The 16330-nt window shown below is 34.5% G+C and carries 10 protein-coding genes and 3 tRNA genes; 6 read left to right on the forward strand and 7 right to left on the reverse strand.

Annotated elements, in window-relative coordinates:
* The 5 genes from EW093_RS15505 to EW093_RS15525 all read left to right on the forward strand — a co-directional run bounded on the left by EW093_RS15505 (position 1) and on the right by EW093_RS15525 (position 9536).
* Positions 1-510 (forward strand): hypothetical protein, encoded by a 510-nt coding sequence (locus tag EW093_RS15505; RefSeq protein WP_149569271.1) that lies wholly within the window; start codon positions 1-3, stop codon positions 508-510.
* A 1-nt stretch (position 511) separates the two neighbouring features.
* A complete protein-coding gene (locus EW093_RS15510; protein WP_149569272.1) occupies positions 512-2392 on the forward strand; it encodes an ATP-binding protein in 1881 nt (626 codons plus the stop codon).
* 63 nt (positions 2393-2455) lie between these two features.
* Positions 2456-3454: a DUF128 domain-containing protein gene (locus tag EW093_RS15515; protein ID WP_149569273.1), complete on the forward strand. Its 999-nt coding sequence runs from the start codon at positions 2456-2458 to the stop codon at positions 3452-3454.
* 131 nt (positions 3455-3585) lie between these two features.
* The gene (gene gltB / locus EW093_RS15520) at positions 3586-8112 is read left to right on the forward strand and encodes a glutamate synthase large subunit (RefSeq protein ID WP_149569274.1); all 4527 of its coding nucleotides are present in this window, start codon (positions 3586-3588) and stop codon (positions 8110-8112) included.
* Positions 8112-9536, forward strand: a complete 1425-nt coding sequence (locus EW093_RS15525) for a glutamate synthase subunit beta (RefSeq protein ID WP_149569275.1) — start codon at positions 8112-8114, stop codon at positions 9534-9536. The genes gltB and EW093_RS15525 overlap by 1 nt, the downstream gene beginning before the upstream one ends.
* A gap of 41 nt (positions 9537-9577) precedes the next feature.
* Here the strand turns inward: EW093_RS15525 and EW093_RS15530 are convergent, their stop codons facing one another.
* Positions 9578-11101 (reverse strand): response regulator, encoded by a 1524-nt coding sequence (locus tag EW093_RS15530; RefSeq protein WP_149569276.1) that lies wholly within the window; start codon positions 11099-11101, stop codon positions 9578-9580.
* Between the two features lie 200 nt (positions 11102-11301).
* On the opposite strand from EW093_RS15530, the gene EW093_RS15535 reads away from it, so the two are divergent.
* Positions 11302-12885, forward strand: a complete 1584-nt coding sequence (locus EW093_RS15535) for an IS1182 family transposase (protein WP_149569277.1) — start codon at positions 11302-11304, stop codon at positions 12883-12885.
* Between the two features lie 198 nt (positions 12886-13083).
* On the opposite strand, the gene EW093_RS15540 is transcribed toward EW093_RS15535, so the two are convergent.
* From EW093_RS15540 to EW093_RS15565, 6 genes are all read right to left on the reverse strand, one after another.
* Positions 13084-13156: transfer RNA gene (locus tag EW093_RS15540), tRNA-Asn, on the reverse strand.
* A 62-nt stretch (positions 13157-13218) separates the two neighbouring features.
* Positions 13219-13291 (reverse strand) — tRNA-Asn (locus tag EW093_RS15545).
* Positions 13292-13307: 16 nt separating this feature from the next.
* Positions 13308-13380, reverse strand: a tRNA-Asn gene (locus tag EW093_RS15550).
* 72 nt (positions 13381-13452) lie between these two features.
* On the reverse strand, positions 13453-14631 hold the full coding sequence (gene metK, locus EW093_RS15555; RefSeq protein WP_149569278.1) for a methionine adenosyltransferase: 1179 nt from the start codon (positions 14629-14631) through the stop codon (positions 13453-13455).
* A 49-nt stretch (positions 14632-14680) separates the two neighbouring features.
* Positions 14681-15349, reverse strand: coding sequence for a hypothetical protein (locus tag EW093_RS15560; protein ID WP_149569279.1), 669 nt, complete (start codon positions 15347-15349; stop codon positions 14681-14683).
* Between the two features lie 3 nt (positions 15350-15352).
* A complete protein-coding gene (locus EW093_RS15565) occupies positions 15353-16297 on the reverse strand; it encodes a cupredoxin domain-containing protein (protein ID WP_149569280.1) in 945 nt (314 codons plus the stop codon).
* Positions 16298-16330 lie beyond the last annotated feature (33 nt).

The raw sequence follows: 16330 nt of genomic DNA on the forward strand, positions 1-16330 counted from the left end.
ATGAATACAGTTTTAATATGCCTTATAGTTTGCTCTGTTTATAGTATAATTATATATGGGGTTTTAAATTCTAAAATAAATAAGAAAATTGACAATAAAAGCTTTATGAAAGATGTTCGTAATGAGATAAATTCCTTGATTACCCAGATTAATGAGACTTCTGATAGGAACGTTTTATTAATAGAAAATAGATTAGAGCGTTTAAATGATCTACTAGCAGTTTCAGATATAAACATTGCAAATTTAAAAAGTATAAATAAAGCAAAGGAAGTAGAGAGTGTTACTCCTGAGATAAGTGAAGATAAGGTTGTAGCTAAAGCTCCTATTGAGATAGAAGAAGTCATAATTGATAATATCGAAAAGCAAAGCGTTATTGATGATAAATCCTTAACTAGACGGGAAAGGATACTCCTACTGCATAAGCAGGGGATATCTCCAACAATTATAGCTAGTCAGACAAAGGCTACAATTGGAGAGGTTGAATTGATAATCTCATTAAGTCGAGGGTGATATGTTAGTTGAAGAGCTATCCCATAAAAGTGAATTTATATTTGATACAGAAAAAATCCTAGATCGACTTAATATGCTTTTAGTCTCATCTGATTTTCTAGTTCCACAGATATATAGAGAGATTCACTCTTTAAAAGGTGCTGCTGGTTTTGCAGGATTAACTAAAATGGAGAGTTTGGCCCACTCTCTAGAGGGTATTCTAAGTAGTATCAGAAATGGGGAGCAGAGTCTTGATAGTGAAGTTGAAGAGATCTTTTTTAAATCAATAGATTATTTTGTTAAGGACATTAATTTTTGGAAATCTAACTCTACAGAGTTAGAAAGTAACAACTTAGTCGAAATGATTGAGAGTCGAAGCAAGATAAGTTCCGGTTTAGCCATTGAAGTTGTTGATGATAGTTGTGAAAGTAGTAGTTTTTTTACAGATTTTGAAAAGACACTTTTAAAAGAGGCTATGTATAGGTCAGAGCAGTTTTACCGTATAATATGTCATATAGATCGGGATGAAGAGATGAAGTATCCTAGACTGTTTCTCGTTGTAAATAATTTAGAGAAGCTAACTAATGTAGTTAAAATTGATCCACCTATGGCAGACGTATCTAAAAATAGAAGTAAAGAGATTACCCTTTATCTAACTACAAATAAGAGTAAGAGTTTAATATATAAGGGGCTTAGCTTTGATCGTATAAGGGAAGTAGAAGTCTTAAGGTTAGAATACTCGTCCTATATTTCCAATGATATTAAAAAAAATAAAGATAGTGAAACAAATTTATATGGTAAAACCATAGAAGTGGAGACATCAAAAATTGAGGAGATATTTAATTACTCCCAGGACCTACATAACAAACTTCTAAGTGAGGATTTTTTAATTCCAAGTAAAAGAAAAATTGTAGAAGAACTCTTATCTGGTATGAAAAGCTCCCTATCATCTTTAACAACTATAAGTGTAGAAAATGCCTTTTCATACTTCACTAGTTACTGTAATAAGTTAAGTAGAGAGTTAAATAAGATTGTTGATTTTAAAATAGTTGGTGGAGAGATAAGTATTGATAGACAGTTAGCCGAGACCTTAAAGGAGCTACTAATACAGCTTGTTAAAAACTCTATAGACCATGGTATTGAGTTACCAAAAAAAAGATTAGAAAATGGTAAAACTGAGATTGGGCATATAACTTTAAAAGTTTCTAATATTAGTGGAAACCTTGCAATTAGTTTAGAGGATGACGGTGCAGGGGTAGACCAAAAACAAGTTGTACAAAGAGGTATTGATAGTAACTTTATCGATAATAAAGAGGAAATATCCCTTTTATCCCTACTTTCTAGACCAGGATTCTCAACATCAAAAGAGATAAATTACTACTCAGGTCGTGGTGTAGGACTGGATATTGTTGTAAATAGGGTTATTAATAAGCTAGATGGTAAAATTAAACTAAATAATAGACCAGGTTTGGGGCTATCTGTTGATCTATTGATTCCTCCATTAACATCAATTAAAAAATATACTATTTTTAAATATAGAAATCACTCCTTCTGTTTTTCTATGGTAAATGTTGTTGATAAGATAACCCTTGATCCAGAACAGGTCTCCCTAGGTGATAATAAAACTTTAAACTACACGTATAATGGAACTCTCTATCCAATCTATACTCCATGGGGTCGATTAAGTAGTAATACCCCTGAATTAGATGAGAAATATGGCTTTTTAATTAGGTATTTAGGGAAAAGAGCATTTTTCCCTGTAGATGAATTTATTGTTGAGAAAGAGTTTTTTACATCAGTTATTAAGTTTATTGATACTGAGACTCCAACACATAAGCTACTAAAGATTGGAGAAAAGAGAGAGGATTATACTCTTATTCTACCTTCAATTATTAATAGTTAACATTAATGGCAATCACTTGCCGTTTAATTGACATAGATGTAACTTTTCTCTAATATACAAAATATGTCAGATAGTGTAGAAGATAAAAGGCTTAAAATTTTAAATATCTTAAGAGATAATAATGAAGCTTTAAGTAGTCAAAAAATAACTAATCATCTCAATGAACAGGGTATACAGATCTCTGAAAGAACTGTTCGTTTCCACCTTTTAGCAATGGATAAAAAAGGTTTTACCCAGTATATAGGAAGAAAAGGGCGTCTATTAACAGCTCTTGGAGAACAAGAACTTACCAAGGTTAAGGCCTATGAAAAGGTTGGTTTTTTATCATCAAAAATCGATGAATTCTCCTATAATATGAATTTCGATTTAGAAAAAAAAGAGGGATCAGTTCTTGTAAATGTAACACTAATTAGTCAGGATGATTTAAAAAACTCTATTGAACTTCTATATACAGCCTTTGAACACGGATTTGTTATGGGTGAACTTCTTACAATATTTTTTCCTGAGGACAGTGATGATAAAATTGAAATTCCAAAGGGTTTTGTTGGTATTGGTTCTGTCTGTTCAATTACATTAAACGGAATACTCTTGTCTAAGGGAATACCGGTCCACTCTATATTTGGAGGACTCCTTGAAATAGAGGATAGAACTGCAAAAAGATTTGTAGAGATTATACAGTATAACGGAACATCATTAGACCCATTAGAGATATTTATATCTAGTGGTTTAACAGATCATACTAGGTTATGTAGTAGTGGGAGTGGGGTTGTTGGAGCAAGTTTTAGGGATGTTCCTGCATCTAGTAGGGAAAAAGTAATTCAAATATTTGAGAGATGTCAAGAGATTGGGTTAGGCAGCTTTCTTGAGATTGGTTACCCGGGTTCTCCCTTATTAGAAATTCCTGTTTCAGAGGGGAGAGTTGGTTTTATTGTTACAGGGGGATTAAACGCTGTTGGACTTTTAGCGGAATCTGGAATAAAACTATATTCAAAGACCCTATCGGGTTACGTTGACTTTAAAAAATTAGTTAATTATAGAGAGCTTAAAAAGTATTTTAAATAATTTGATTTTAGCATTTAGTTCTTGCGTTAGATGGGATAATAAATATTCATGATTGACAATATTGACATAGGTAGTCATTTTAAGATAGACTTTATGGCATAAAGTTGCCATGAAAACAGTGAGGGTAAAATATGATAAAAAAACAGGGTTTGTATGATCCAGCATTTGAGCATGATGCGTGTGGTGTTGGTTTTATAGCTAAAATTGACGGAGAAAGATCCCATAGTATAGTACAGGATGGAGTTCAAATTCTCTGTAATTTAGAGCATCGAGGAGCAGTTGGTGGTGATATGAAAACTGGTGATGGAGCCGGTATGTTATTGCAAATGCCCCATAAATTTTTTAATAAAGTTACCGATTTTACACTACCTGCTGAGGGTAGTTATGGAGCTGGTATGCTTTTTTTACCTATTGATAGTAAAAGAGCAGATGAAGCAGTAAAATTAACTGAAAAAATATTAAAAGAAGAGAGTGTTACTATTCTAGGTTGGAGGGATGTTCCTGTGAACCCTGACTGTCTTGGAGAACAGGCTCTATCGGTAATGCCGTCTTTTAAACAACTCTTTGTTTCCATTGGAGATTTAAAAGGTGAAGAGTTAGAAAGAAAACTATATATAACTAGAAAAGTTCTTGAAAACAAAGCTAATGATAACGGTTTTCCCCAGGAAGAGTACTACTTTCCATCATTCTCATCTAGAACCTTTATATATAAGGGTATGTTTGTATCTGCACAGTTTGAAACATTTTATCCAGATTTAACAGATCCAGATTTTGAATCGGCAATAGCTTTAGTTCATCAGCGATATAGTACTAATACTATGCCAACATGGCCTTTAGCCCAACCTTTTAGGTATATAGCCCACAATGGGGAGATAAATACATTAAGAAGAAATGTAAATAATATGAAGGCTAGGGAAGCTACATTAGACTCTCCGCTATTTGGTGAAGATCTTAAAAGAATGTATCCTATAGCTAGTTCTAAAGGGTCTGACTCTGCTGCATTTGATAACGTATATGAACTACTAAATCAGGGTGGAAGATCACTAGAGCACTCGGTTATGATGATGATACCAGAAGCGTTTGGTAGTAAGTATCATATATCTGAGGATAAGAGATCTTTCTACGAGTACCACTCTGCAGTTATGGAGCCATGGGATGGCCCTGCCGCTATGGCATTTACAGATGGAACAAAAATAGGAGCAACACTGGATCGATCTGGTTTAAGACCAGCTAGGTATACAATAACTAGAGACGGTAAAATGATTTTAGGTTCTGAGACAGGTATAATTGATGTAGAGCCAAAAAATGTTCTATCTAAGGGAAGACTTGCTCCTGGTGGTATGATTGTTGTAGATACTTCATTAAATAGGGTCTTAACTGATAGGGAAGTAAAATCAGTTGTATCAAGAAGAAAACCATATAGAAGATGGTTGGAGCAAAATGGTATACATTTAAAGGGGCTTTTAGGCACAAGTGGTAAGATTCATGTAGATTCGGAGACTTTAGCCCTTAGGCTTAGAACATTTGGATATACTATGGAAGATATTCAGACAATTGTTGCCCAAATGGCTGTTAACTCCCAGGAGCCTCTAGGTTCAATGGGTAATGACTCCTCTTTAGCTGTACTATCAGAGAGACCTCAACTACTTTTTAACTACTTTAGACAGTTGTTTGCCCAGGTTACAAATCCACCAATTGATCCATATAGAGAGAATTTAGTTATGTCTCTAATGAGTTTTGTTGGACAGGAAAGAAACCTACTAGATGAGACTCCAGAACACTGTAAGCAGTTAAAATTAAAACATCCTATATTAACTAATGATGATATAAGAAGATTACGAAATACACAAAATGAGGATTTAAATACAGCTACAGTCTCTATGTTATTTAGAATAGATGAAAAGAAGGGTGACTTAGAGAGAGCTATTGACGATCTTTGTAAAAATGTTGAAAAAGAGGTTGATAAAGGGAATACCTTTATTATCTTAAGTGATATTGGGACTACAGAACATTTAGCACCAATACCGTCACTCTTAGCAACATCAGCTGTTCATCACTACCTTGTAAGAGTTGGGAAAAGGCATTTAGCAGGATTAATTATTGAGTCTGGAGAGGTAAGAGAAGTTCATCATTTTGCGACTCTTATTGGATTTGGTGCATCTGCTGTAAATCCACACCTAGTTTTTGAATCCTTTAATGACCTTAAAGAGAGGGGGTACATCCCTGAAGATATCTCAATTTCAACAGCAGTTGATAACTATGTAAATGCTGTTAAAAAAGGTATTTTAAAGGTTATGTCTAAAATGGGTATCTCAACTTTAAGAAGTTATAGAGGAGCACAGATCTATGAAGCTGTTGGACTCTCCACAGAACTTATTGAAAAATACTTTACTAATACTCCATCTAAAATAAGTGGTATTGGTTTAGAATCTATTGAGAGGGATGTAATAGAGAGACATACTAAGGCATACTCTAAAAATGATACAAATACAGGGCGTCTCCACTCTGGTGGTAAGTACTCCTATAGAAAATTTCAGGATAAACACCTATTTACACCAACAGCGGTTATTAATTTACAAAAGGCTGTAAGGGAAGGAAACTACGATACTTTTAAGAAGTATTCTAATGAAGTAAACAATGTTAGTGAAAACCTATGTACTCTACGTGGACTATTAAAGTTTAAAGAGAGTAAGGCAATAGATATAAATGAAGTTGAGCCTGCTAGTGAAATTGTAAAGAGATTTGTCTCCTCAGCAATGAGTTTTGGTTCTATATCAAAAGAGGCCCATGAGTGTATGGCGATTGCTATGAACAGAATTGGAGCGATGAGTAACTCTGGAGAGGGTGGAGAAGATGAAAATCGATATACCCCCTTAGCTAATGGAGATTCTGCAAAAAGTAAGGTTAAACAGGTTGCCTCTGGTAGATTTGGAGTTACAAGCCACTACTTGGTTAATGCAGAGGAGCTTCAGATAAAGATGGCTCAAGGGGCAAAACCTGGTGAGGGTGGACAGCTTCCTGGGCATAAGGTTAATGAGGTTATTGCTAGAGTTAGGCACTCAACTCCTGGTGTTATGTTAATTTCACCTCCTCCACACCATGATATCTACTCTATAGAGGACTTATCACAACTTATATTTGACTTAAAGAACTCTAATCCTGATGCTAGGGTATCGGTTAAGTTGGTTTCTGAAGTTGGAGTAGGAACAGTTGCAGCTGGAGTAGCTAAGGGTAAGGCAGATATGGTTCTTATCTCAGGTTCTGATGGTGGAACTGGAGCATCCCCTCTTTCAAGTATTAAATATGCAGGTTCATTTTGGGAGTTAGGATTAGCAGAGACTCAGCAAACACTTGTTTTAAATAAATTAAGAGACAAGATTAGGGTACAGGTTGATGGACAGATAAAAACAGGTCGGGATGTTATTATAGGTGCAATGTTAGGTGCTGAAGAGTTTGGTTTTGGAACAACTACCTTAGTGACAATGGGGTGTATAATTATGCGTAAATGTCATACTAATAGTTGTCCTGTAGGTATTGCTACCCAGTGTGAAACCCTAAGAAAAAGATTTAATGGTAAACCAGAGAATATAATTAACTTTATGATGTTTGTTGCGGAAGAAGTTAGGGAGATTATGGCTGAATTAGGGTTTAAAAAGTTTGAAGATTTAGTAGGTCGAGTTGACTTATTAGAGGTTAATCAAGCTGTTAAACACTTTAAAACAGAAGGCTTAGACTTTTCTCCAATTCTTCATAAGCCTATAGTTCCAGAGGGGTCTGCTATAAGATGTACTTCTAAGCAGGAGCATGATTTCTCCCTATCCCTCGATGATGGTTTAATAAAACAGGCTAAGGACGCCCTTGAAAATGGTACTCCAGTCGTTATTAACCAGAAGATAAGAAACTGTAATAGAACAGTTGGTACAACATTAAGTTCAGAAGTAGCTAAAAGATATGGTGGTAAAGGGTTACCTGATGACACAATTAAAGTAAAACTAGATGGTGTTGGTGGTCAATCTTTAGGAGCCTTCCTATCTAAGGGTATTACTTTTGAAATAAAGGGTGAAACAAATGACTTCCTAGGTAAAGGATTATCTGGTGGAAAAATTGTTCTTTATCCCCATGATGAGATCTCTTTTACAACAAGAAGAAATATTATTGCTGGTAATGTTGCTCTATTTGGTGCTACAACAGGAGAAGCTTATATAAACGGAATGGCAGGTGAAAGATTTGCTGTTAGAAACAGTGGAGCCTTAGCTGTAGTTGAGGGTGTTGGGGATCATGGGTGTGAGTACATGACCGGGGGGACTGTAATTGTTCTTGGTCAAACCGGGGTTAATTTTGCAGCCGGTATGTCTGGTGGTGTTGCTTATATCTTTGATGAAAATCAACTTTTTGATACACACTGTAACCTTGAGATGGTAGATATAGAGTCTGTTGTTGATAGTAAAGATCAGAACTTTTTAAGAGAGACTATTTTAAAACATATTGAGTATACAAATAGTACTGTTGCTAAGGATTTAATAAAGAACTGGGAAGAGTCTTTACCACTATTTGTTAAAGTGATGCCTTTAGATTATAGAAGAGCATTAGAGAAGATTAAGGCTGCAGAGATGCAAGAATCAGATAATTCAACCCTTACAGAGGAGGTGTACAACTAATGACAAATGTATTTGGTTTTTTAGAAAAAGAGAGAAAGAATCCTCCATATAGGGATGTAAAGGATAGAGTTAAAGATTATAAAGAGGTTGCTACTCAGTTAAGTAAAGATGAACTTAAAGAGCAGGCTGAACGGTGTATGAATTGTGGAATCCCATTTTGTCACTCCTACGGTTGTCCTATTACTAACTTAATTCCTGAGTGGAATGATGCGGTATATAACGGTCAGTGGAAAGAGGCTTATGAGAGATTAGAGATTACTAATAACTTCCCGGAATTTACAGGGCGAATATGTCCTGCACCCTGTGAAACAGCTTGTACTTTAGCGATTAATACTGACTCTGTAACCATTAGAGAGTTAGAGTTAAATATAATTGAGGACGCCTTTGCAAATGGACTTGTTGTTCCCCATCCGCCTAAGGTTTTAACTGGTAAAATGGTTGCAATAATTGGTGGTGGACCTGCAGGGTTAGCTGCTGCTCAACAGCTTAGACGAAGTGGTCATGAAGTTACAATTTTTGAAAAATCTACTAAAGTAGGTGGACTTTTAAGGTTTGGAATACCAGATTTTAAACTTGAAAAATCTGTAATAGATAGAAGATTGCAAATTTTAAAAGCTGAGGGCATAGAGTTTGAAAATGGCGTAGAGATTGGTAAGGATATCTCTGTATCATATCTTAGAAATAAATATGATGCTATTTTAGTAACAGCTGGTGCAGGTCAACCAAGAAACCTTCCTGTAGAGGGTAGGGATCTAGAAGGCGTTCACTTTGCAATGGATTTTTTAAGCCAATCAAATAAATTTGTATCTGGTGAATTAGATAAACTTCTAATTGATGCAAAGGATAAAAATGTTCTGGTTATAGGTGGTGGAGATACAGGTTCTGACTGTGTTGGAACATCTATTAGACAGGGTGCTAAGAACGTTTACCAAATTGAAATTATGCCTAAACCTATGGAGTGGAATAAACCCCACAATCCAGATTGGCCAGATTGGCCAAGAATCCTAAGAACTTCCTCTTCCCACTTAGAAGGGTGTGATAGAAGCTGGAATGTGACTACTGATAAGTTCAGTGGGGAGAATGGTAGGTTAAATAAGGCTCATCTCTCAAATATTGAGTGGAAAGCATCAGAGAGTGGTGGAAGACCTGATATGGTTAAACTTGATAGCTATGAATTAGATGTTGACCTTGTATTTTTAGCAATGGGTTTTGTTCATACCGAGCATGGAGTTTTTACAGACCAACTATGTTCTGAAGGGGTTAAGCTTGATGAGAGGGGTAATATTGCAGTTACTGACTTTAAAGCCACTGATGACGGTATATTCGCTGCTGGGGATGCAATTACTGGTGCATCTCTGGTAGTAAGGGCAATAGGTAGTGGAAGAGAGGCTGCATATGAAGTACATCAATATTTAACAAAATAGAGTAAAGATAAAAAAAGCAGACTAAAGTCTGCTTTTTTTTATTAACTCAATCTTTTAACTATTCCTAATATATCATCAATATTTTCTAGGAATATATCAACTAACTTAGGATCAAAATGTTCTCCTCGCTCTCCTTTTATTAGATCTATAATCTTCTCAAGGGGCCATGCTTCCTTATAACACCTCTTATGGTATAGAGCATCAAAAACATCAGCTAAGGCTGTTATTCGTCCATATATGTGAATATCATCCCCTTTTTTCTGGTTAGGGTAGCCCTTGCCATTCCACTTCTCATGATGCTCATAGGAGATTATTGAGGCTGCCTTTAACAGAGGTCTTGTGGATCTTCCTAAAATATCTCTACCAATTTGAGTATGCTGCTTCATAATCTCATACTCTTCTTCTGTTAGTTTATCTGGTTTTAATAAAATTGAGTCGGGAATCCCTGTTTTACCTATATCGTGTAAAGGGGAAGCCATTGTAATTTTTGTAGCTTCATCCTCTGGTAGTCCATACTTTAAAGCAAGGAATCTTGAGACTTGTGCAACCCTTAAGACGTGGTTTGATGTCTCTTTTGATCTTTTCTCCACTACCTCACTTAGGGTCTCAATTATCTCTTTTTGTGTATCAAGTATTTCATGGGTTAGGTGAACATTATTAAACGCCACTGCTACATTATTAGAGAAGATATCCAAAAGGCTTTTATCATATTGATTTATCTCAGACTCGCTGGAAATTAATATTAAGTTGACCATATCATTTTCATTTTTGAAATAACCAACATAATCAAAATGGTCAAAATAACTCTGGCCCAGGGATATAGCTTTATTAAGTTTATCAGTTATGCTTTTTGTAAATAAGTATTCACCTTCTAAATTTTCAAATGAACCCTTAGATGCAATTTTATTAAACTGATTGTTTGAAGTATCTACTATCATGGCGTTAACTTTGTTATCCTTAAGCTCTACTTCTTTGCTTAAGTTTAATAGAACAATTAACTCATTAAGAACAGAGTCAGCAAAAAGTGCACTGCTTTTAAACTGCATTATCCTTCTTGTGGATTCTAATATCTGTTCTAAGCCCTTTTTATTCTTTTCAATAAGATGAAGGTCTCTATATGACCTTAGAGCTGTCATAACTGTTGTAAATAGCTTAGTTGTTGTTAGCTCTGTTTTCTCTTTATAATCGTTTATATCATACTTTGATATAACATCCTTCTCTGGGGCAGAACCTGGTTGTCCTGTTCTTAAAATAATTCTTATTAAGTTGTTTTTTAATGTTTCTCTTATATCTCTTGCTACTAACAATCCTGCATCATCAGTCTCCATAACAACATCTAGAAGCAGAACTGCTATGTCATCATGCTCTTTTAGTATCTCTATTGTCTCGCTTCTAGAATAAGCGTCATATATTTCTACTTTTCTATTTTCATATATAAAATTAGATAAGACAATTTTTGTAATTGTATGTATCTCTTTTTCATCATCTGAAATTAAAATTTTCCAAGGTTTAAGTGAGATTTTTTGTGTTTCAGTAATTTCTTCTGCAAAAATAAAATCGTCCATAAAAATAATTGTAGCAGAGTGGGATTCTAAGGTCAAATAAAATATAAATAAAAAAGGGGCTGTTGCAAAAGTCATTATGACTTTCAACAGCCTTTTTTTATTTATAAACGTGATTTTCAGTAGTTTTCAAAATAAAAGGGACCACAAAGTAGTCCCAACGTGCTAAAATTTGGTTGTTGACATCAAAAAGGAGCACGTAAATGTATATTACAGACTTTTGCAATCATAAACAATCATATTTAGACTTAAATATTTCTATTCCATTAAAAGTAACAGACCATCAAGCGGCACTAATGCTTATGTTACAGGGTCTAGATTATAGTAAATTTGAAAAACCTAAGAAGAAGTCTGGACGACCTCCTGCTGTGGATAGTTATACAATGATGCTGATACTTCTATATGCTCGAACACAGGGAAAGTATAGCTCTCGTGATACCGAGAAGTTATGCAAGAGAGATCTCTTTCTATTAAAAGTTCTTGATGGTAAAAAAGCTCCTGACCATTCAACCATAGATAGATTCATACAACAGCACTCAGATGCAATAGACAACCTTTTTTATCAGCAAATTAATCGTCTCGGATCTTTGGGAGAATTAACAAAAAATATAGTTTTCCAAGATGGAACCAAAATTGAGTCCAAAGCTAACAGATATACATTTATTTGGAAAAAATCTATTAAAAAGAACCTTCCTAAACTAATAAATCATATAGAAGAAATAATACATGAATCTGTAAACTTATATCCAATAGAATTAGAGAATAGTTCTCCCGAAGATGCTCTAAAAAGTATAATAGAGTATTTAATGGGAACTACTGATAACCTGAAGCCAAATAAAACAGGACGTGGTCATCGGATTACAGCGGAACAGAGAATATTTAGAGATACTAACATATATTTAAAGAAATTAGAGGATTACAAGAATCAACTAGATGCTATGCCCGAGCGAAATAGTATGAGTAAAACTGATCCCGATGCTACTTTTATGAGGATGAAAGAGGACCATATGCGGAATGGACAATTGAAACCTGCATATAATCTTCAGGTTCTAGTTGATGGAGGTTATATCGTTGGAAACTACGCTAGTTCAGACAGAACTGATTACGCAACAATGATTCCAGCTATCGACCACATGCATGAAAGAATAGATTGGAAGTATAAAAAATATTGTGCTGATAGTGGGTATGATTGTCAGCACAACCATGAGGCATTGGAAAAAAGGGACATTGAGTCATATATAAAGCCAATGAAATACGAACACTCAAAAAAGAGGAAAGTAAAATCAGACATTGGGCTAAAGGATAATATGACCTATGATAAGGACAATGATTGTTTCATCTGTTCTAGAGGTAAAAAGTTAGTTCTAAAACATCTGAAAGTTAAGAAGGATAAGTATGGTAATGAACAAGTTACGCATGTATATAGATGTAAACGGGGATGTAAAAGTTGCCCTGTAAAATCTGCCTGTATGAAAAAAAGTAAAGCAAAATATAAACAGGTACAGATAAATCATACTCTTGCAGAGTTTCAGAGAAAATCTACTGAAAGGATTTCTAGTCCCTTAGGTAAAGAGATAAGGGTTAACAGAAGTATTCAAGCTGAAGGAGCTTTTGCACAGATAAAAAACAACTGGTCATTTAAAAGGTTCTTAAGAAAAGGGATTAAAGGTATACATACAGATTGGAATCTGATGTGTATGTCTATGAATATTATTCACTTGGGTTATAGACTAGCAAGAAATGAACTTGGTATCCCATTTTATCATACCCTTGAAAATTCCGCTTAGACTTTAGAGTTGATAACTATTATAAGTAGTCTCATTTTATTTGGTATTACAATCTAACTTTAAATTAAAAAGCTGTTAGAAGAGGATTTTCTTCCATTTTTATACAATTTTTATCATAATTTATATTCTTTATGTTTATAAACAAAAAAGACTGTTACAAAATATTACTTTTGCAACAGCCCCTTTTTATTGTAATTACTCCCCCGGACGGGCTCGAACCGCCGACCTAGTGATTAACAGTCACCCGCTCTACCAACTGAGCTACAGGAGAAAGTAGGTTTTTTTAGTTCTCCTTATGAACTTTTTTAGTAAGTAAAAACTTATCTAAAATTACTCCTCCAGACGGACTTGAACCGCCGACCTAGTGATTAACAGTCACCCGCTCTACCAACTGAGCTATAGAAGAATATTAGTTAAAGTTTCTCCCCCGGACGGACTCGAACCGCCGACCTAGTGATTAACAGTCACCCGCTCTACCAACTGAGCTACAGGAGAATATCTCTAACAACAAGCAGTAATATACAAAAGAGTTAAAAATGTGTCAATATTCTTAACTCTTTTTTTTTATTATAGTAGTGCCTTTTTTAACGCCTCTACAACATCTGTCTTTTCCCAAGGGAAATCTGGTCTACCAAAGTGACCATAAGCAGCTGTAGGTGAGTATATAGGTCTTTTAAGATCCAATGTTTTAATTATACCAGAAGGTGTAAGGGAGAAATTATCCCAAACAGCTTTCTCAATTAAGCTATCATCGATCTTACCTGTATTAAATGTATTTACAAAGACTGAAACAGGTTCAGCTACTCCAATAGCATAGGCTAATTCCACTTCACATTTATCTGCAATACCAGCTTTTACTATGTTTTTAGCAATGTATCTAGCCATATATGCTGCAGACCTATCAACTTTAGATGGGTCCTTACCACTAAAAGCACCACCACCATGGGCAGCAGCACCTCCGTACGTATCTACAATTATTTTTCTACCTGTTAAACCTGCATCACCCTTTGGTCCACCAATAACAAAACGACCTGTTGGATTCATATGGAATATTGTTTTATCGTCGATTAAATGACTAGGTAGGGCTTTTTTTACAATCTCTTCAATTAAACCCTCTCTAATCTCTTCATATTTAATCTCCCGCCCATTAACAAACTCATCGTGTTGATGGGAAAGAACTACAGCAGGAATTCTATATGGAACTCCATCTTTGTACTCAACTGTAACCTGGCATTTTGAATCCGGTCTTAAGAAGTCTAAGACCCTGTTATGTCTAACTTCTGATGCTTTTTTCATAATCTCATGGGAGTAGAAAATTGGTGCAGGCATTAACTCTGGTGTATCCTTACACGCATAGCCAAACATCATCCCTTGGTCTCCGGCTCCCTGCTCTTTATGTAGTCCAGCTCCAGCTGTAACTCCCTGGGAAATATCAGCTGATTGTTCATTTATAACAGAAAGTACTGCACAGGTTTGATGATCAATTCCATACTCGGCATTATCATAACCTATCTTCTCTAGGGTTTTTTTTACAGTTTTTATAATATCAATATAACTATTGGTGGTCATCTCTCCACCAACTAGAATCATACCAGTTGATGCAAAACACTCACAACCTACCCTTGATTCTGGGTCGCTTGTTAAAGCTGCATCTAATATAGCATCTGATATTTGGTCACATACTTTATCAGGATGCCCTTCCCCGACACTTTCAGATGTAAATATATAGTTATCTCTATTAGCCATTATTTAGCCTCCATTCGTAATTAAGTATAATATATTATAAATCATTATTTTATACAAATAGGGTTTTAGTTAAGGATTTGTAATCTGTTGAATCATTAATAATTTCGCAAAGTAGGGTAGAACCTAGTAGTTTTACTTTAAAATCTACATTAATGATACTCTCATCAATAGATAATGAGGAGTTTAGAATAAGATCATCATTTTTTATATTAGCTATTTCATCTATGGATTCTGGTAAAAAAATAAAACTATCCCGATTTATTTGGGTTATATAACCTGAGATAAAAGAGAAGTCTTCTGGTTTTACAAAACCTAATCCAATCTCATCCTGTTTGGGAAAGTAAACCTCTGTGCTTATACTTTTAGGTAGTTTCTCCAATATTAATTTTTTTACATCTTTGTAATTTTGATTGTTTATAGGAACTATCAAGCTACCACGTAGAAAATTAAACTCTTTTATCTCTTTATTACCTAGTTCTCCTTCTAATATAAATAGGGTTTGGGTCTCATTGTAGATATCCCTTAGGGATGATAAAAATATTTTCCACATTCTAGGGTAGTCATTACAGGAAAAAAAAACGACACTTGGCTCAATTTCTACTAAGTTATCAATCGCTTTTAATGGATTTTTATATGAAATAGTCTCTATTCCTAGGGATTTGTAAAGGGATTTATATCTATTGTCAAATGGTTTTTCACCAACATAAATCAGTTTCATCTACTACTCTGTTCCAAGATTTAATACTTCATATGTGCTTATATACCAAATACCATCTGTTTTATTTAGATGATATATATACTTTTTATTCTCTATATAGTCTGGAAATTTATACTTTGTATAAACAACTACCTCGGCTTTCTCAGAGGTATAACTAGTATTTGTTATTTCAAACGAGTAGGGAATAGATATCATATTACTTTCAACACTACCATCCATTATATCTCTTTTAAAGTTATCCATCATAGTTAACTGCTCTTCCTCAGTTGCTCTACTGTATTTCCTGCTTCTATCCTCATTATTTAAAAATAGTTGTTTTAAGTCTAAGTATAAAAAGAATTTATTCCACTGGGATTTTGATCTAGCAAGTATAGTGTATTCAACTACCTTATCTGGAGATAGGGCATCTTTTTTTAATACTTCCTTTGTTATCTCTTTTGCAAGTTCCTCTTCTGTGTCCTTGTTTGAACCATTTTTAACAGATAAGACTAGGCTGTTACTCTCGATAACACTATTTTTTACACCATTACTTATATCAGTTAAGAAGTTAGCAGTAACTCTATATAGTCCTGGTTTGTCAATTATTATATATCTTGCAAGGTCAACAATAAAATTATACTCATCCCCAGGTTCTAATCTAACTTCTCTTATAAATACAGGTTGATTTGTGTTCCTCGCTATGATAAATTTCTCCTGGTGGGGAAGAATCTCTTTTTTTAGGGTTTCAACAACAAAGTCAACGTTGAAAATACGTTGATCTGCAATATCAAAAGTTTTGGAAGAAGTAGAGTTGTTTTGTATTAATATCTTTACTGGGATGCTTTTATTTGGATAATAAATAGTTTTATTAAAGTACCTAATTGTGCACTGTAGCTCATTGTTTGCTGCAAAAGCCAATGATGAGAAAATTGAAAATATTATTATTGCTGTAATATGTTTTTTTAGCATGTTTACTCCACACTTGTTATTGTTATTTTTATA

It is taken from the genome of Thiospirochaeta perfilievii (assembly GCF_008329945.1).
GTDB classification, from domain to species: Bacteria; Spirochaetota; Spirochaetia; order DSM-2461; family DSM-2461; genus Thiospirochaeta; species Thiospirochaeta perfilievii.

Excerpts from the sequence above, each read along its gene's own strand:
- EW093_RS15505 (WP_149569271.1), top strand. The coding sequence starts at position 1 with ATGAATACAGTTTTAATATGCCTTATAGTTTGCTCTGTTTATAGTATA.
- EW093_RS15510 (WP_149569272.1), top strand. The coding sequence starts at position 512 with ATGTTAGTTGAAGAGCTATCCCATAAAAGTGAATTTATATTTGATACA.
- EW093_RS15515 (WP_149569273.1), top strand. The coding sequence starts at position 2,456 with ATGTCAGATAGTGTAGAAGATAAAAGGCTTAAAATTTTAAATATCTTA.
- gltB (WP_149569274.1), top strand. The coding sequence starts at position 3,586 with ATGATAAAAAAACAGGGTTTGTATGATCCAGCATTTGAGCATGATGCG.
- EW093_RS15525 (WP_149569275.1), top strand. The coding sequence starts at position 8,112 with ATGACAAATGTATTTGGTTTTTTAGAAAAAGAGAGAAAGAATCCTCCA.
- EW093_RS15530 (WP_149569276.1), bottom strand. The coding sequence starts at position 11,101 with ATGGACGATTTTATTTTTGCAGAAGAAATTACTGAAACACAAAAAATC.
- EW093_RS15535 (WP_149569277.1), top strand. The coding sequence starts at position 11,302 with ATGTATATTACAGACTTTTGCAATCATAAACAATCATATTTAGACTTA.
- metK (WP_149569278.1), bottom strand. The coding sequence starts at position 14,631 with ATGGCTAATAGAGATAACTATATATTTACATCTGAAAGTGTCGGGGAA.
- EW093_RS15560 (WP_149569279.1), bottom strand. The coding sequence starts at position 15,349 with ATGAAACTGATTTATGTTGGTGAAAAACCATTTGACAATAGATATAAA.
- EW093_RS15565 (WP_149569280.1), bottom strand. The coding sequence starts at position 16,297 with ATGCTAAAAAAACATATTACAGCAATAATAATATTTTCAATTTTCTCA.